The organism is Streptomyces sp. NPDC050549 (assembly GCF_040655035.1).
Lineage (GTDB): Bacteria > Actinomycetota > Actinomycetes > Streptomycetales > Streptomycetaceae > Streptomyces.
Genome location: NZ_JBFAJD010000036.1, coordinates 85,725 through 101,801 on the forward strand (window position 1 = coordinate 85,725; position 16,077 = coordinate 101,801).

Here is a 16,077-nt window from a genome sequence, read left to right on the forward strand (position 1 = left end):
CCGTCACTTCCGTTCGTAGGCGGCCATCGCGGACCGCACCTCGGGGGAGAACAGCTCCGGTCCCACGGCGTCGGAGTGCGCCAGGCCCTGCGGGGTCAGCACGAGCAGGTCGCCCGCCGTGTCGGTCAGCCAGCCGCGCCCGGCCAGCCGGTGGAGCTCCGCCCGGAAGTCGTCGTGGGGTGAACTCCCGAAGCGGGCGCGGTAGTCGGCGACGGACAGCCCCTCGGCCTGGAGGAGGGACTGGAGGAGATGACGGCGGCGCGCCTCGTGCCCGGTCACGCGGTAGCCGACCTCCGCGTGCGCGAAGTCGGCCGTCGTGACGTAGTCGTCGATGATCCCGCGGATCTCGTGCATGCCGACCGCGTAGTCGAAGGAGTAGTGCAGCGCCGACGTGTACGAGCGCGCCCCGCAGCCGAGCCCGATCATGCCGTCCGTCTGGCAAGCGTAGTCGTCGGCGCCCTGGGGCGGGGCGTCGGCCCGGCGGAACATCCGCATCGACTGCTGGACATAGCCCCGCGCCAGGAGGTGGTCGCGTCCCGCCCGGTACAGCCGCAGCCGCTGGGCGTCCCACTCCGGGTCGGCTCCGGTGTCCCCCTGGTGCCGGCCGAGGCCGGTCAGCGGGCGGACGTAGAGCGGGTACAGGTACAGCTCCTCGGGCCGCCAGGCCAGGGCCGCGTCCAGGGAGTCGCGCCAGGTTCGCTCGGTCTGGCCGTCGATGCCGTAGATGAGGTCGATGTTGAGAACGGGGATGCCGGCGTCCCGGATCCGGCCGAGCGCCGCCTCCACGTCGGCGCGCCGCTGCGGGCGTACGGCGGCCCTCGCCTCGGAGTCGACGAAGCTCTGGACGCCCAGGCTGAGGCGGGTCGCGCCGCGTTCCGCGAGGACGGCGAGCCGGTCCGCGGTGGCCGTGGCGGGCGAGGCCTCCACGGAGAGCGGGACCGCGCGCAGATCGGCGCCCATGCGCCGCTCGGCGATGTCGCACAGGCGCTCCAGCTCGGCCGCGGTGAGGAAGGTCGGGGTGCCGCCGCCGAACGCCGCGGTGGCGAACCGCACCGGCTCCCCGTCACCGAGCGCCGCCCGGACGGCGTCCGCCTGCCGTTCCAGGGCGTCGAGATAGGCGCCGGTCAGGCCGTCCGGGGCGCCGATGCGGGTGAAGAGGTTGCAGAAGCCGCAGCGGACCTCGCAGAACGGTATGTGCACATACAGCGAGAGCGCGCTGCGGTCCTGCACCGTCCACAACTCCCGCAGCGCGGGCCGGTCGGGGAGGCGGCGGTAGGCCGTCTTGTGCGGATAGGCGTACACGTAGTGCTGGTAGGGACTGGTCTGCTGCGCGGTGGTCATCGGGCGGCCTCCGCGGGGTCGAGGAAGAAGTGGGCGTACGGCACGGTCCACACACTTTCGTGGCCCAGGCGGTGGCCGGTGTAGCCGTCGTCGCCGTAGGCGGTGCCATGGTCGGAGCAGACGATGACGAAGCAGGGGCGCCGGGAGCTCGCGGCGGCGAACAACCGGCCGATGTGCCGGTCGACGTACTCCAGTGCGGCGGCGTGGGTCTCCTTCGTGTCTCCCGCCTCGCGGGTCGCGCCGGGCAGGTGGAACCAGTTGGGCTGGTGCAGCGCCGACACGTTCACGAACAGGAACAGGCGCTGTTCGGCGGGCAGTTGGCCCACTACCTGTTCCGCGCGGTCGATCTGGTTCTCGAAGGAGTGCGGCGAGGTGACGCCGAACTCCTCCTCCCAGTGCGCCTCTTGGAACAGGCCGGGCAGTACGGAGCCGAGCGGACCGCGCCGGTTGAAGAAGCCCACGCCCCCGACGCAGACGGTGCGGTAGCCGGCCGCCGCCAGTCCGGACACCAGGTCGGGGGTGTCGTAGACGAAGGTGCCCTCGGCGGTCGTCTCGCTGCCCGCGAAGCTCGCCGCGAACAGCCGTGGATGGGGACCGGGTTGGGCCGGCGTGGGCAGGAAACCGGCGAAGATCGCCTGGTGCGAGGCGTACGTGAAACTGCCCGGGGCGTGCCTCTTCTCCCAGCGTCCGCCGGGCAGATGGCGGGCCAGGTGCGGGATGCGCCCCTCGGCCGCCAGCTCGGCGGCCACGTCGTGCCGCAGCGTGTCGAGGGTGACCAGCAGGATGTCGTGGTCGCCGACGACCGCGTTCATGTCGGGCTCAGGCATGGGCTGTTCCTGTTCTGTACGGATGACGCGGGCCGTTTCCGGCCGGTGCGCGCAGGACGGCCGCCACCTGCGCGCCGTAGGTGTCGAGCCCCTCCGCGCCGCTGCCGGGCAGTCCGGTGAGCCGGGGCAGCAGGTCGCCGAAGGCGTTGACCTCGCCGACGAAGGCGCGCCGCCAGCCCACGGCCGGCAGCAGGTCGACCCCCACGCACAGCGTGCGCGGGAAGCAGGACGCGGCGCGCTCGCACACCTCCAGGACGTCGGACCACCGGGCGCCCGCGGCGATGACGGCCCGCCGGACGCCGTCGAGATCGCCGCGGCTGCCGCCCAGATGCAGATTGGTCAGCGGCCCGCGACTGGTGCGCACCACCGCGTGGGTGGCCCGGCCGGCCACGACGACCACCCGGAGATCCGCGGCCCGCCCCGCCTGGGAGGCCTTCGGCACCCAGCGTTCGAGATGCAGCCCGTCCGGCGCCAGCGCGTCCACGATGCGCGCGACGTCCCGCTCGTCGTGATACCGGCGTACCCGCAGGGAGTTGTGCAGCGCGCCGTCCGGACCGGTCTCGACGGACGTGGTCGCCCTGATCCGGCCGCCGCCCGCCGTCTCGACCGCGAGGACACCCGACGCCGACGAACCGTGCGCGGGCTTGACGAACAGCCGGGGCATCCGGTGCTCGCGCATCAACGCCCGTATGTCGTCCCAGCCGTGTACGCGCGCGCCGAGCGGACCCGACGTGGGGGAGTGTGGGACGGGCACACCGGCCGCGTCCAGCACGGCGTGACACGCCCGTTTGTCGAACAGCACCGCCAGGTCGTCCGGGTCGGCGAGGGGGACACCGCCGCGCAGCGTGCGCAGCGCGGCGGTGAACCGCGTGTACCAGCGGGCCGAACCCTCCACCCGGGTCGGATCCGTGGCACCCCGCAGCAGCCGGTCGACCTCCGGGTTCTCGCCGGGGGAGTCGACCCGGACGAACTCGTCGGCGTCGAAGTCCGCTCCCCGCGCACCCAGGACGTCCGTCCAGGCGACGACGCGGGGTGCGGGCAGTCCGGCCGCGCGCACGGCCTCCGTGAAGAGGGACACCCTGCGGTTCTCGGGGTTGCCGACCACGGCGAACCGGGTGCCCGTGCGGGCGGGCGGCATGACGGCGGCCGGCCCGGCCGCGGCGGACGCGGTCACTCCCCGACGGCGACGTAGCGCCAGACCGTGCCGTCGTCCTCCGTGTCCTCGTCGGCGTCGCCACGGTCCAGGTCGACCTCCACGCCCGCCGCCACCAGCGTCTGCCGCACCCGCTCGGCGACGGCCTCGCTGAGGTAGTTGTGGTGCAGGTCCAGCTTCTTGAGATGCGTCAGCGGCTGCCCGCTCAGCAGCGCGACCGCGCCCTCGTCGGTCAGCACGCCCATCGACAGGTCCAGCACCTCCAGGCGCTCCACCACCGGGGCGGCGGCGACCGCGGCGGCCACCGCGTCCTGCATCTCGCTGTTGCGCAGGGCCAGATGACGCAGGCGCGGCAGCCGGGCACCGGACAGGATCGGCTCCAGGTCGGCGGCCTCGCTGTCACCGCCGTAGTCCGGCGTGCCGAGCCACAGGTCCAGGTGCTCCAGGGCGGGCAGGTCACTGGCACCGATGCCGCGCACCACCTCGACGGGCAGTCCGCCCGTTTCCGCCACCAGCCGGCGCAGCGCACCGTGCCGCAGCGCGGTGAACTCCAGGTCGGTGCCGCCGCGCACGCCGAACTCCTCGAGCGCCGGGTAGGCGTTGAGCAGCGGGGTGACGTCGGACTGGTGGATCCAGGAGATCTCGCACTCCTCCATCACCAGGTCGCCGAGGAACAGCGCGCGCAGTGCGGGGAAGGCGTCCCGGGCCTCCAAGAGGGCTTCGACGATCGGCGTGGGCGCGGTGTCGTAGGCGTCCTCCCAGCCGCCGATGATCAGGGCCCGGACCCGGGTCGTGTCGACGGCGGCGCGGAAGCGGGCGAACGTGTCGGTCCACGCCTCGTCGCTGTCGTACACGTTGCCGCCGAGTCGCCAGGCCACCGAATCGGGCTCGGGCAGGCGGTCGCCGGGGGCGTCCGGCCCGGGAAAGGTGAACGACGGCAGCCCGTACAGCGCGTCGAGGTGCTCACCGATGGTCATGCGGCCGCTCCTGAGAAGAAAAGTGCGTGGTGTGTGATGCGCATTTCTACCAACCGGCACTGACAGTGCCCGTCGGCGGGGCGCGGTCGGGGCGTTGTCAGTGGTGGCGCCTAACGTCGTGGTCATGAGGCCGGTGCACGACGCACCCGGCGGTGAGGGGACAGCCATGTACCGACAGGGAGACGTACTGATCGTGCCCATCGCGCAGGAAGCGGTGCCCGCCCACGCTGCGCACGCCCCGCGGGAGCGGCGCGACGGGCGCGGGCGGCTCGTGCTGGCGCTGGGGGAGGTGACGGGTCACGCCCACGCGGTCGTCGGGCCGGGGGAGTTGGTGCGCGATGCGGGTCCCCACGGGCCGTTACTGCTGCATCTGCCCCAGGGCGGCCGGGTGGTGCACGAGGAGCATGCGGCGATCACGCTGCCCAAGGGGTGGTTCCGGGTCGTCAGACAGCGGGAGTACGTGCCCGGGTCCGTACGGATCGTGGCCGACTGAGGGACCGGGACGCATCGGCGGTACGAAAGCGCCGGGCAAGGTGTGGAGGAGGGGCACGTGGGTGGGACGGACGTGGGAGTGGACGGAACGATGGACTGGAAGTGGGGCGGGGCGTCGGACGGGGGAGCGGGGAGCGCGGCGGCTGTGGTCGGGGGTGAGGGGAGTGCGGCGGCGGTCGTCGGGGGTGCGACGGCGGTCGAGGAGCCAGGCATCGCCGGGATTCAACTCGACGACGGAAGCACGTCGTTCGGCCCCTCCGCCGACCTTGCGCAGTGGCGGGCGTGGGCTGCGGCGACCGGCTCCGCGGACCGGGCGCGCGCCGAGGAGGGCGTGCGGCGCGCCTACCGGCTGGCGGGACTCGCGGAACCGGAGCGTGTGGTCTGGGCGGGTTCACCGCGCGCGGCGGTCGCTCTCGTCCGGGAGCTGACGGACCGGGGCCCGAGCGTACGGGACGCGGTGCGCAGTGCACCGTGGGCGGCGGCGAGGCGGCTGCTGCACGCCGAGTTGGGGCCTGCGGGGTGGTCGGCGCACTGGGCGGCGACCGGCGGACGGCTGTGGCCGTCGACGCAGACCCTGGTGGACCGGATCCGGACGGGCGTGATCGAGGACCTGGCCGGGAGCGACACCGGCAAGGAGGCCGCGGAGATCCGGCTGCTCCTCCTGGACGCCGTGCTCGGGCAGCACGACGCGCCGTGGCTCGCGGCGTTCCCCGCAGACGACGGTCCGATCGACGCCCTGTCCGCGGTGTGCCGCAGCGCCGGCTGGTGGTGGCCGTTCGCTCGGGTCGCGGTGCTGTCGGAGCGCCCCTCCGCCCTCCACCGTGACGAGGCGGGACGACTCGACCACGGCGCCGGCCCGGCGCTCTCCTACCCGGACGGCTTCGCCCTGCACGCCTGGCGCGGCATGCCGGTCCCGGCCGCCTTCGTGGCCGGACTGCCCACGCTGACCCCCGAACGCATCCGGGGCGAGGAGAACGCCGAGCTGCGTCGCGTGATGCTCGAGTACTACGGCTACGACCGCTACCTCGCCGATTCGGGCGCCCGCCCCCTGCACCGCGACGAGACGGGCGTCCTGTGGCGGATCGACCTGGCCGGCGACGAGCCCGTGGTCATGGTGGAGGTCCTCAACTCCACACCGGAACCCGACGGCACTCACCGCACCTACTGGCTGCGAGTGCCCCCGTCGACCCGCACGGCCAGAGCTGGGGTGGCCTGGACTTTCGGCCTGGACGCGAGTGCGTACGCACCGGAGCGGCAGACCTGAGAGTCCGCTGCTCGACAGCTCGACAGCTCGACAGCTCGACAGCTCGACAGCTCGACAGCTCGGCAGCTCGGCAGCTCGGCTGCTTGGCATCCGCGTGGCTGCCTGGATCGGCGAGGCCTTCGCTGCGGACTTGCTCGACCGGGCCCGTTTCGCCTGCGGCCTCGTCGGCGATCTCGATGCTGTCGGCGCTGGGCTCACCCTTCGCTGGAAGTCCGGCGGCACGAGTGGCGCCGTAAGCCGCATCGAAACCTTCGAGCGCCAGGGCGTCCCCGTCCCCTCCCTGGTCGATCTTGCCTACCAGGGCGCCGGCGCCTCGGCCGTCCGCGGTGCCTTCGGCCGAAGCGGAGTGATCAACCGGCGCCTTCCGGCTGGTCGTCGAGCGGGACGCCCAGTCGTTCGGCCACGGCGGTGAGGGCCGACCCCAGCGGCAGTTCGATGCGGGCGACGGCATGCGCGTCGCCCCGGGTCGGGTCCCGGTTGATGATCAGTACGGGCTTGTGGGCCTCGGCCGCCTGGCGCACGAACCGCAGTCCGGACATCACTGTCAACGAGGAACCCAGGACCAGCAGAGAGGAAGCGCCCCGGACCAGCTCACGGCACTGCTCGACCCGCTGTGGTGCCACGGACTCGCCGAAGAACACCACGTCCGGCTTGAGAACGCCGTTGCAGACCGCGCACGACACCAGCCGGAAGCCGGCGACCTGGTCGTCGGTGAGGTCCGCGTCACCGTCCGGATTCAGGCCGGCGGCCACCGGCCGGTAGCCCGGATTGGCTTCCTCCAGCCGCCGGGCGAGATCACTGCGCGGACTGACGGCGCCGCACGTGAGGCAGACGACCCGGTCGAGGCCGCCGTGCAACTCCACGACGCCCTCGCTGCCTGCGCTCCGGTGGAGGCCGTCCACGTTCTGGGTGATCACCCCGGCCAACAGCCCGTGCCGCCCGAACGCGGCCACCGCCCGGTGCCCGGCGTTCGGGCGGGCGCGGCCGAAGACGCGCCAGCCCAGGTGGCTACGCGCCCAGTACCGGCGCCGTGCCTGGGCGCTGCCGACGAAATCCTCGTAGAGCATCGGGGTGTGCCTGCTCAGGCTTCCGCCCTCGCCCCGGTAGTCGGGAATGCCCGACTCAGTGGAGATGCCCGCGCCGCTGAGCACCAGCACACCACCGGCGCTCAGCAGGTCGGTGACCACCCCCAGATCCGTGGTACCCGGAGGGAGGTCCCCAGGTGGGGTCCAGCTGAGAGTGGGACGCATGCGCATGCCGCCAGGGTACGAAAGCCGGCGACCGCGCGGACCGGCGCCGAGGAACGATTCCTCGTGCACGGCTCCAGGAAGTTCTGGGGTACCAGCAACATCCGGCGGGTGGCCGTCCGGGCTGTCAGGCGCATGCGGGGGGCCGAGGCCATTCCGATGATGATCTGCGGCGGGCGGCCACGGATGATGGCGCATTCGCACCGGGTGTCGAACTCGCTCACATCCAGGGGATGTTGGAGCGCTGCCGCCTCCACGTGTCGGTTGTCACCGACATCTTGCGGGAGCTCGTGACCGGTAGGAGTCCGCACTCCCGCCGGCCCGGTCCGCGTCCCCCCACCGGCGGGCGCTGTGCTCGGGTGCCGCGAACCGGCGGGTAGGTGGACAACAGTGATCGTGAGGGGAGGGCTTCGTGAGGAGGCGGAGGCGTACGAGAACTGCTCCGCCCAGGTTGGTCCCGCTCGCCCCACGCTGCGCCGACGTCGACCTCACGGTTCACGGCCCCGAGCTCTTCCTCAATGGCACCTGCGCCGTCTCTTTGCCGACATCGTCCAGACGGCCTTCACTGCCCCCTGAACCGCTCGTCGCCGCGGCGGTATGACCGTTTGCCGCGGGTCACTTCGCTCGGACAGGAATCTCGCATGCTGAAGGGTGACAAGGTCGGTCTCAGGGCCCGGCACGAGGACGACATCCCCATCCTGCAGTCGGAGCTCCACGACGACGTGGTCACCCAGGCGCGGGCCGACGGTCGGCCGTGGCGGCCGATCGCGCCCGGCTCCAAGGGCTCGCCGTTCGCGGTGGACGACAAGGAACAGGGGGATGCGCCCTTCTCCGTGGCGGACTTGGACTCCGGCACCCTGATCCGGCAGCGCGGTGTTGTGGGGCATCGACGACCACCACCGGATCGCTCACATCGGCCTCGGGCTGCTGCCCTCCGCCCGTGGCAGGGGTTGTGGCACCGACGTGGTCGCGGTGCTGTGCCACTACGGCTTCGTCGTCCGCGGCCTGCACCGGCTGCAGGTCGAGACGCTGTCGGACAACGACACGATGCTGAGCTCCGCCGAGCGCAACGGCTTCGTCCGCGAAGGGGTGCTGCGTTCGGCGGCTTGGGTGATGGGGGAGTTCGTCGACGAAGTGCTCCTCGGGCTCCTGGCCGAGGAATGGAAGCCGGACTCGAATAACGGGACTGGTACCTGACCGCAAGCGCGCCCGACCACGACTCCGACCCCGACTTCTGTCCGGACGTTCGGACGAGCCGGATGCCCGCGCCTCCGCCCTGACGACACCGGCGCCCGGTCGTGGGCGCGGGTACGGCACGGCCGACGGGAAGCGGATCGTACCGGCGAGGGCGAGGGCGAGGGCGAGGGCGAGGGCGAGGGCGAGGGCGACGCCAGTGCCGGGGTCGTCCCGCCACTGCTGAGGTCGTCTCCGCACGCCCGCTTCGGAGGGACACTCGCGCCGCACCGTCGCCGACCGGGCCCCGTCCTGTCGGCCGGGAATGCACGGTGGGGCAGTGTGGTTGGAAGGACCGTGGGAGTGGAGGGGACAGTGTCCCCGGGCCTCACCTATTGCCTGCGGGGACGATCGTCCGGCTGAAGCCCCGCAGAGCACATCGCCGCGTAGGCGACCGCCCTCCATTCCCGCAACGCGCAGACGTGGCCCCGAGTGCTTCGATCGCCTCGGGGCCGCGGTATGTCCTCTCCTCCTCCGCGATCAACTGACGTCTCCAACTGGCCGTCGGTGCAAGGGTCGTAGCGTCCGCCTGTTGTTGCCGCAGGGGTTGACGGGTGCATTGGTCTAGGCCTTAATGGCTTCAGCCTGTTCATGTGAACGGAAGACGTTCATGGACGTGAACATGCGTGGCTTCCTCTACCCCCACCAGCGCACCGGGTGTGCTGCATCTCGGAGGACTCATGCGTCGAAAGAGCAGCTCCACACTGGCCATTGCCGTGACCGTCGGTGCGGCGGCGGCAGCCGTCCTCGCCCCCTCGGCATCCGCCGCCCCGACAGCGGCGAACCCCGGGCCCGGCTTCCCCGCCCGGTACTCGGCACCGTACGCCGAGACCTGGAACTCCCCGTCCGCCCTCGCCAACGCACGCAATGCCACCGGTCAGAAGTACTTCACCCTCGCCTTCGTCATCGCCGGAAACGGCTGCACCGCGACCTTCAACGGCGACACATCCATCACCGACCCCTCCTGGATCGCCGCCATCAACTCCACGAGGGCGGCCGGCGGCGACGTCATAGCCTCCTTCGGCGGCGCCTCCGGCACCGAGCTGGGCGCCGCCTGTACCTCGGTGTCGTCCCTCAAGGCCCAGTACAAGCGGGTCATCGACAGCCTCAACCTCACCCGCGTCGACCTCGACATAGAAGGCTCGACCCTCAACAACACGGCTGCCAACGACCGGCGCAACAAGGCCCTGGCGCAGTTGCAGAGCGAGTACGCGACAGCGGGGCGCCGGCTCGACGTCCAGTACACACTCCCGGTCGACCCGACCGGCCTGGAGCAGAACTCCATCAACCTGCTGAACAACGCCAAGAGCAACGCCCTGACGGTCAGTCTGGTCAACATCATGACCATGGACTACGGCCCGGCCATGGACATGGGCAAGGCGGCCACCGGCGCGGCGACCGCACTGCACGACCAACTGGGCCGCATCTGGACGACCAAGAGTTCCGCACAGCTGTGGGCCATGGAGGGGAACACCCCCATGATCGGCGTGAACGACACCACCGCCGAGGTGTTCACCACCGCCAACGCCACCACACTCGCCAACTTCGCCGCGAGCAAGGGCATCCAGGAGCTGTCCTTCTGGTCGCTGGGCCGGGACAAGGCCTGCGCCACCAATGGTCAGCTTTCCGACACCTGCAGCGGCACGTCGCAGAGCGCGTACCAGTTCACCCGCACGCTCCGCTGACCCGGCTCGGAGGTCATCTGCCGGGACCGGGCCGGGTCCTGCGCCGATGGCGCCCGCTCCGGAGCACCCTACGCGGTCCAGGTCGCAGACCCCTTCCACCGGCTGCAGAACCTCGGCACCGCGGTGGAAGGCTGCGTGCGCCGGCACAACGCCTGCCTCAAACCGCCGGACGCCGACGCGAACGGCATCGTGGACGTCTCCTTCGCCGAGCCGGAGAACACGACGAAGGAGATGTCGCCCATCGAGGCCCGACAGCGTGAACGCCACGCGATCGTCCACGCCCTCCTTGACCAGGGACACGGCATCCGGGAGATCGCCCGGGAACTGCACATGGGCGGCAATACCGTCCGCCGGGCAGCCCGAGCCGAAACACGCGAGCAGATGCTCAACGGCCGTCACCAGCCCCGGCCCAGCCAGCTTTACCCCTTCAGGGCCTGGCGGTGTACGGGGAAAATCCAGGGGAGTGGACGGCCGCGCGCTGCTACGGTCGGGCGCCATGAGCTGGCTTCCCGATGACTTCGTCCATCCTGTCCTGGTACCGCTGCCGGGCGGTGGCCATCACCTGCGGCCGATCCGGGAGGCGGACACCCCGCTCGACTATCCGGCTGTGATGGGTTCGCGCGAGCGGCTGTGGACCATCTTCGGCCCGGCCTGGGGATGGCCCGCGGCCACCATGACCTACGAGGCAGACCAGGCCGACCTGTTGCGGCACGAGAAGCAGATCGCCGCACACCAGTCCTTCAACTATGCGCTGTTCGACGCGGCGGAGACCGCTCTGCTCGGCTGTGTCTACATCGACCCACCGGAGAAGGTCGGAGCGGACGGCGAGATCTCCTGGTGGGTGGTGGACGAGCTAGTGGGCAGCAAGGCCGAGCAGGCCCTCGACGCGCTGGTGCCGCAGTGGATCGCTGCCGACTGGCCGTTCGAGCAGCCGCGCTTCCTCGGCCGCGAGATCTCCTGGTCGGACTGGCTCGCCCTGCCGGAGCATCCCGACACGTAAGTGGTTGTTGCCCGTACCGATCTCGAAGGCTGTCGATCGAACGGGAGTCTCGATCGGGTGACTGCGGCGGTTGCCGCGCGTGAAAGCAGGGCCTCCAGGTAGCTCGGGGGTGCGATCCCATTCCGAGTGGTTCCCGGAGGCCCTGTTGTCGTTGTTGTACGCGCCCGGGCCCGCATGCTTCAACTCGGCCGCCGTGTCGTGCGATTGTTTCGCGCACGCGTACGGCAACGCGGCCGACCATCCGGACCGGGTGCGCTGGCATCCGTCGGAGATGTCGGATGTGGAGTGGGTGGCCGTCCGGCCGTTGCTGCCGGTGCCGGCCTGGTTCCAGGGGCGGGGTGGGCGGCCCGAGGGCTACTGCCACCGGCAGCTGTTGGACGCGATCCGCTATCTGGTGTCCCGAAAGGCATGGGCCTCGGCCAGGTTGCCCGCCACCGAAGTGCCGGTGGCGATGACCAGGCGGGTGTCACCACAGCTCTCGAGCGGCTCGCACTCCTGCCGAACCCCGGCTGACCAACGGATTCCCCGCCCCTACGACTGCAGCACAACACCCGGAGCGGTGGAACCCGGCGCCATCCCGAGGCGGCACTCGGGCCCTGGGCCTGTACAGCCTTCGCCCTCGGCACGAAAACGGTCCACCGACTCCGTCGGCGGACCGTCACGAAACTTCGAGATTAGGCGCTCTTGATGCCCCTAACCGCAGCCGTGCGAGTGGCCATGTACAGAGCCACCAGCCATCCGATGAACGACCCGCCGAGAAAGACGTTGATGACCAGGATCAGCCAGCGGTTCTCTTTGTGCCGATTGAAGGCAATGTATGACGGCAATAGATAAATCACGCCGCACACCACGACGGCCACTATGGTCAGCAATGTGTCCCAGCCCATGCTGGCGCACCTCTCCGTTGGTCAAACTTTCGCTGTACTCAAGCAGGAAAACGCCTGCACCGAGGGGTCAACTGTATCTGGGACGCGATCAACAGACTTACAGATCCGCCCCAGGACGATTGCAGAGTAGCGGGGATACCTGAACCTGCCGATCGCGGCAGCGCGACGATGTCAGTCAGCGGCATGCGCGGTTTCGAAGGGATGTGGGTGACCTCTTCTCACAGACCCACGACGCAGGGGACCGCCGGTGGAGATTTTGCCGTCTGATTGCAACCTGGTCTGCCGCTACCGCGCTTCCTCCGGTCGACCCGTTTCACTCTCGACCACGAGGACCCTGTGATGATCCGCTCGACCAGCAGCCGCCTACTCCTGACCGGCACAACCGCCACGGCACTGCTCGCTGTTGGGCGTCTGCTTCGGCAGCGTCGGCGCGGCTGCCACCACCGCTGCCTGGTACGGGCACGACCGCTCACCCAACACAACTCCGCGTTGTTCATCGACAGCACCTGTGTCGATTACGTCGAGCGAGTCGATGACGTAAGCGCCAATCAGCTCACCCTGTACCGGGGCGCAACCCGTAGCTGGCCCTTCACTGACTTCATCAATTCGGGCGGACGCAAGAACATCACCGTCGCGATGCTCGATTACCAGAATACCGTGACCACCCGGCACAACCTCCGTAATGCGCACGCTATTCGCTATACGAACAATACGGCCACCTCGATCGAATTCGACCAGATCGTCGCGTCGTGAGGCAGTTCGCTGCGGATCTCATGGTCCGCCGTCAGGCGCCGGGCCATGTCGAAGTCGAAGGAACCTTGTGAATACGCCGGTTGCCGCAGCGTCATGAACTTCGCCGGGTGCACGCATCGAAGCTCCCGTTAATGCCGGCGACCGATCAAGCCGCCGACTCTGCGTCTACGAGCTCGCACCACGATCATGCGACCCAGTCCCCGCAGTCGTGTCGTGGTGGAGCGTGGGAGCGTGGCCGATGACCAGGGCGATTGCAAAGTCACGGGGAGTACCTGAACCCGCCGGTCGCAGCAGCGCGACGATGCCGGTCCGTCCGCGGCGGGCATGGCTGTGACGGCATGCCAAGGGTGCTCTCCCTGTCGCGCGGCATCCGGAGCGCCGTGCGCTCTTCCCGCCGATGTACGACGCAGGGGACGGCCAGTGGCGATTTTGCCGTCTCATTGCAACCCGTTCTGCTGCTGCCCCGTCTCCTCCGGTCGACCCGCTTCACTCTCGGCCGTGAGGACCCTGTGATGACACGCTCGACCAGCACCCGCTTACTCCTGGCCGGTCGGATTGGAGACAGACGAAGCAGTGACCATCCTCAACAGTCCGGGCCGCCAGGGACTGCGTGCACCGCGGGCAGACGACGAACTCGAACAGGAGTCAGCAGCCGGCATAACCGGGGCCCGGCCGGCCCCCGGTTGGGCAATGGCCCAACCAAGTGGCAGCTCAACACGTCGCCCGAGGCCGATGTCCTCCACCTCATCGCTGGTGGCCATCGCGAACACTCCGCTCGGGATGTCTGCAGGACGAGCCGGGCGAGAAGCGATGGTCAGGAGATCTGCTTCGGCGGCCCCGGCGATGAAGAAGACGTACGCCTGGCCGTACTCCTCACCGTCGTCATACACCTCCGCGGCCTCCTGCTCGGCGAGGAAGTCCTCGACCTGATCGATCCACGGGAACGGACAGGAACCCTCCACAGTGCCTGCAGCTTCCCGAAGTCGCACATGGATCTCAACAACCACCCCATGGGGCCCATTGTTGCTGGTCAACCCATGAAAGGGCCGGGCAACTGCCATGAAGCGGACACCACGCGGCTTACCCAGAAACCTTGTCTCCCGAGGCGGTCGCGGAGCTCCACTGCCAGAGGCTTGCCTGAGTGGAACTGACCGGTCCCGACTCCGACACGGTCGGTCCCGCCAGGTGGCACTGCGATCACTTGGTACCGGTGATGCACGGCCTGCGTGGCCCAGCGGGCTCCTTTCACCGGCTGCACGCGGCGCCAGGCGTCCGAAGGAGGTCCCTCCCGTAGACGTCGTCGACCCGCTCAACGACTGAATGAGGCCCCCACTCGACGTTGAACCGTACGCCCCGGTGATCCGTCGTGCCTTGTCCGCGGCCTGCTCACGCCACAGGCCTCACGGCTCCGTAACGGTGCACCGCATCGGCTCCGCCCATTCGTCCCGAAGCAAACCCGGTACAACACCATGAAGGCTGCTCCTAGTCATGCGCACAAAGCTCAATGCCCTCTCCGTTACCGCCGTGCTGGTGGCAGTCGTCGCGATCTCCATGACCGCGCCGTTGACCGCGTACGCCGCCGGTCCCGCACTGGCGCTGGCCCTCTGGCGCAACGCGCTGGGCCTCCTCACTCTGGGGCCGCCGTTCTTGCTGATCCGTCGGCGTGAGATGGGCAAGGTGATGCGCGGGGAGCGTTTCCTCGTGCGCGGGGAGCAACGCCGTGGCGTCTTCTTCGGCGTGCTCGCCGGAACGGCATTGGCCGCCCACTTCGTCACGTTCATGTCCAGTACACGGATGACGAGCGTGGCGATGGCGACCGCGCTGGTCGCCACCCAGCCGGTCTGGCAGGCACTCATCGCTACTGTTCTGAAAAAGCGGCTCCCGCGCGCTACATGGGCGGGCCTGGCCATTGCGGTGGTGGGTGCCGCGGTTGCCAGTGGCGCGGACATGCGGGCGGGCAGCGTGGCGATGGCGGGTGATGCTCTCGCCCTTGCGGGTGCGGTCGCACAGGCGGCCTACACGGCGCTCAGCGAACAGGCCCGCCCCGATGTCAGTACACCGTTCTACTCGGTGCTGTGCTTCTCGGTGTGCACTGTGGAGCTGCTGGTGGCCTGCCTGGTCACGGGCACCCCGCTGGGCACGTTCAGCGGTGACACTTGGCTCGCGCTGCTGGGTCTGCTCATCTTTCCCCAGCTTCTCGGTCTGTTCTCGCTCAATTTCGCGCTCGGCAGGGTGCCGGCCACAGCGGTGAGCGTGATGCTTCTGCTGGAGGTGCCGGTAGCCGCACTCATCGCCTGGCTGTGGCTCGGTCAGTTGCCTGTGAGGCCTGCGTGGCCGGGCCTGCTGATGATCATGCTGGGTGTCACCGTCGCCATGGTGGCGGACGCGCGACGCAGGGACGCGACGGCGGATGGACCTGGCGGGAGGCTGGCTTCCCGCACGTTTCCGCAGCCCTCGCTCCTCGCCCTGGGTTCCCTGCCTGGTGAGGATCCCCACGCCGCTTTGTGGCACGCGGCGCGGGCGGGGCGTTCCGGCGAAGTCGAGGCCATGATACGGAGCTTGGAGAACCAGGACATCCGGGCCTACGGCGTCAAGTCCTCCGAGGCCACGCACTGGATCGAGGTCCGAGCCGTGGCCGCCGCCATCGCAGGAAGCCACGGTCTGGCGGCCCGACTGTGGCTGACTGCCGCCCGGTTCCACTTATCCCCGCCGCGCAGGGACCTCCGCGGGGCCCGGGCGTGTCTCGACCGCGCAGTGCATGAGTTGGGCGAGGTCGAGGACGACCGCGTCGTCGAAGCGCTGGCTCCGATACTCAGAGCCATGTACGAGCACGTCCCGGACCGCCGCCCGGACGTTCGGACGTCATCGGCAGACGCCTGAAGTGCAGGGACGCTGATTCCGTTCCGGTGCAGTGGTGCGGACGGGTCAGCGTCCCAGGGTGATTGCCTAGTGCCGCATCAGGCAACGTTCGCGCTGCCGATGGCTACTCTGACGACGTGGCCGATGAAGAGGACAGTGGGAGCGGCTCGATCCGATGCCCCTCGTGGGACCACCCGGTGGTGGCCACCGTCGTGCTGGAACTGGTCGGCCTCGCTGTCTCCGGGTTGGTCGCTCTGCTGGGGTTGTCGGCGGCGGTTGAACGCGGACCCACTCTGGTCGGTTGAATCGTGACCCGTGTGGCTTGTGGTTGGTGTGTTCAGCCGGTTTCTGTTGTGGCG

At 69.9% G+C, this 16,077-nt stretch carries 15 protein-coding genes and 1 pseudogene; 9 read left to right on the top strand and 7 right to left on the bottom strand.

Translation table 11 applies throughout. The features are described 5' to 3' along the window. Positions 1–3: 3 nt before the first annotated feature. Genes AB0I51_RS37330 through AB0I51_RS37345 form a run of 4 tightly spaced genes read right to left on the bottom strand, consistent with a single transcriptional unit; the run spans position 4 to position 4,298 of the window. Positions 4–1,341 carry an STM4012 family radical SAM protein gene (locus AB0I51_RS37330; RefSeq protein ID WP_362982826.1) on the bottom strand — a complete coding sequence of 446 codons (1,338 nt, stop codon included), beginning with the start codon at positions 1,339–1,341 and terminating at the stop codon, positions 4–6. Further along, on the bottom strand, positions 1,338–2,153 hold the full coding sequence (locus tag AB0I51_RS37335; protein ID WP_362982843.1) for an STM4013/SEN3800 family hydrolase: 816 nt from the start codon (positions 2,151–2,153) through the stop codon (positions 1,338–1,340). Before AB0I51_RS37335 ends, AB0I51_RS37330 begins: the two co-directional genes overlap by 4 nt. 7 nt (positions 2,154–2,160) lie before the next feature. Then, positions 2,161–3,306 carry an STM4014 family protein gene (locus AB0I51_RS37340; RefSeq protein ID WP_362982844.1) on the bottom strand — a complete coding sequence of 382 codons (1,146 nt, stop codon included), beginning with the start codon at positions 3,304–3,306 and terminating at the stop codon, positions 2,161–2,163. A gap of 32 nt (positions 3,307–3,338) precedes the next feature. Continuing rightward, entirely contained in the window at positions 3,339–4,298 is a 960-nt protein-coding gene (locus tag AB0I51_RS37345; protein WP_362982827.1) for an STM4015 family protein, read from the bottom strand. Between the two features lie 166 nt (positions 4,299–4,464). Here AB0I51_RS37345 and AB0I51_RS37350 point away from each other — a divergent pair, with 166 nt between their 5' ends. Then, the gene (locus AB0I51_RS37350) at positions 4,465–4,791 is read left to right on the top strand and encodes a hypothetical protein (RefSeq protein ID WP_362982828.1); all 327 of its coding nucleotides are present in this window, start codon (positions 4,465–4,467) and stop codon (positions 4,789–4,791) included. A gap of 57 nt (positions 4,792–4,848) precedes the next feature. Then, positions 4,849–6,054 (top strand): DUF6745 domain-containing protein, encoded by a 1,206-nt coding sequence (locus tag AB0I51_RS37355; protein ID WP_362982829.1) that lies wholly within the window; start codon positions 4,849–4,851, stop codon positions 6,052–6,054. Positions 6,055–6,404: 350 nt separating this feature from the next. On the opposite strand, the gene AB0I51_RS37360 is transcribed toward AB0I51_RS37355, so the two are convergent. Next, positions 6,405–7,310, bottom strand: a complete 906-nt coding sequence (locus AB0I51_RS37360; protein ID WP_362982830.1) for an NAD-dependent protein deacetylase — start codon at positions 7,308–7,310, stop codon at positions 6,405–6,407. 632 nt (positions 7,311–7,942) lie between these two features. Here AB0I51_RS37360 and AB0I51_RS37365 point away from each other — a divergent pair. The 4 genes and pseudogenes from AB0I51_RS37365 to AB0I51_RS37380 all read left to right on the top strand — a co-directional run bounded on the left by AB0I51_RS37365 (position 7,943) and on the right by AB0I51_RS37380 (position 11,219). Further along, a pseudogene (locus AB0I51_RS37365) lies at positions 7,943–8,498 on the top strand (GNAT family protein). A 716-nt stretch (positions 8,499–9,214) separates the two neighbouring features. Further along, entirely contained in the window at positions 9,215–10,219 is a 1,005-nt protein-coding gene (locus AB0I51_RS37370) for a chitinase (protein ID WP_362982831.1), read from the top strand. A gap of 135 nt (positions 10,220–10,354) precedes the next feature. Further along, positions 10,355–10,735 (top strand): hypothetical protein, encoded by a 381-nt coding sequence (locus tag AB0I51_RS37375; RefSeq protein ID WP_362982832.1) that lies wholly within the window; start codon positions 10,355–10,357, stop codon positions 10,733–10,735. After that, complete coding sequence (locus AB0I51_RS37380) at positions 10,716–11,219, top strand: N-acetyltransferase (protein WP_362982833.1); 504 nt, start codon at positions 10,716–10,718, stop codon at positions 11,217–11,219. Before AB0I51_RS37375 ends, AB0I51_RS37380 begins: the two co-directional genes overlap by 20 nt. 674 nt (positions 11,220–11,893) lie before the next feature. Here AB0I51_RS37380 and AB0I51_RS37385 read toward each other — a convergent pair. Continuing rightward, positions 11,894–12,106, bottom strand: a complete 213-nt coding sequence (locus AB0I51_RS37385; protein ID WP_362982834.1) for a superinfection immunity protein — start codon at positions 12,104–12,106, stop codon at positions 11,894–11,896. Positions 12,107–12,445: 339 nt separating this feature from the next. Here AB0I51_RS37385 and AB0I51_RS37390 point away from each other — a divergent pair, with 339 nt between their 5' ends. Further along, positions 12,446–12,859 (top strand): hypothetical protein, encoded by a 414-nt coding sequence (locus tag AB0I51_RS37390; protein WP_362982835.1) that lies wholly within the window; start codon positions 12,446–12,448, stop codon positions 12,857–12,859. A 536-nt stretch (positions 12,860–13,395) separates the two neighbouring features. Here the strand turns inward: AB0I51_RS37390 and AB0I51_RS37395 are convergent. Then, entirely contained in the window at positions 13,396–13,920 is a 525-nt protein-coding gene (locus tag AB0I51_RS37395) for a hypothetical protein (RefSeq protein ID WP_362982836.1), read from the bottom strand. A gap of 427 nt (positions 13,921–14,347) precedes the next feature. Here AB0I51_RS37395 and AB0I51_RS37400 point away from each other — a divergent pair, with 427 nt between their 5' ends. Then, complete coding sequence (locus AB0I51_RS37400) at positions 14,348–15,739, top strand: DMT family transporter (RefSeq protein ID WP_362982837.1); 1,392 nt, start codon at positions 14,348–14,350, stop codon at positions 15,737–15,739. A 116-nt stretch (positions 15,740–15,855) separates the two neighbouring features. Next, positions 15,856–16,023 (top strand): hypothetical protein, encoded by a 168-nt coding sequence (locus AB0I51_RS37405; protein ID WP_362982838.1) that lies wholly within the window; start codon positions 15,856–15,858, stop codon positions 16,021–16,023. Positions 16,024–16,077 lie beyond the last annotated feature (54 nt).

Excerpts from the sequence above, each read along its gene's own strand:
- AB0I51_RS37330 (WP_362982826.1), bottom strand. The coding sequence starts at position 1,341 with ATGACCACCGCGCAGCAGACCAGTCCCTACCAGCACTACGTGTACGCC.
- AB0I51_RS37335 (WP_362982843.1), bottom strand. The coding sequence starts at position 2,153 with ATGAACGCGGTCGTCGGCGACCACGACATCCTGCTGGTCACCCTCGAC.
- AB0I51_RS37340 (WP_362982844.1), bottom strand. The coding sequence starts at position 3,306 with ATGCCGCCCGCCCGCACGGGCACCCGGTTCGCCGTGGTCGGCAACCCC.
- AB0I51_RS37345 (WP_362982827.1), bottom strand. The coding sequence starts at position 4,298 with ATGACCATCGGTGAGCACCTCGACGCGCTGTACGGGCTGCCGTCGTTC.
- AB0I51_RS37350 (WP_362982828.1), top strand. The coding sequence starts at position 4,465 with ATGTACCGACAGGGAGACGTACTGATCGTGCCCATCGCGCAGGAAGCG.
- AB0I51_RS37360 (WP_362982830.1), bottom strand. The coding sequence starts at position 7,310 with ATGCGCATGCGTCCCACTCTCAGCTGGACCCCACCTGGGGACCTCCCT.
- AB0I51_RS37370 (WP_362982831.1), top strand. The coding sequence starts at position 9,215 with ATGCGTCGAAAGAGCAGCTCCACACTGGCCATTGCCGTGACCGTCGGT.
- AB0I51_RS37380 (WP_362982833.1), top strand. The coding sequence starts at position 10,716 with ATGAGCTGGCTTCCCGATGACTTCGTCCATCCTGTCCTGGTACCGCTG.
- AB0I51_RS37385 (WP_362982834.1), bottom strand. The coding sequence starts at position 12,106 with ATGGGCTGGGACACATTGCTGACCATAGTGGCCGTCGTGGTGTGCGGC.
- AB0I51_RS37390 (WP_362982835.1), top strand. The coding sequence starts at position 12,446 with ATGATCCGCTCGACCAGCAGCCGCCTACTCCTGACCGGCACAACCGCC.
- AB0I51_RS37395 (WP_362982836.1), bottom strand. The coding sequence starts at position 13,920 with ATGGCAGTTGCCCGGCCCTTTCATGGGTTGACCAGCAACAATGGGCCC.
- AB0I51_RS37400 (WP_362982837.1), top strand. The coding sequence starts at position 14,348 with ATGCGCACAAAGCTCAATGCCCTCTCCGTTACCGCCGTGCTGGTGGCA.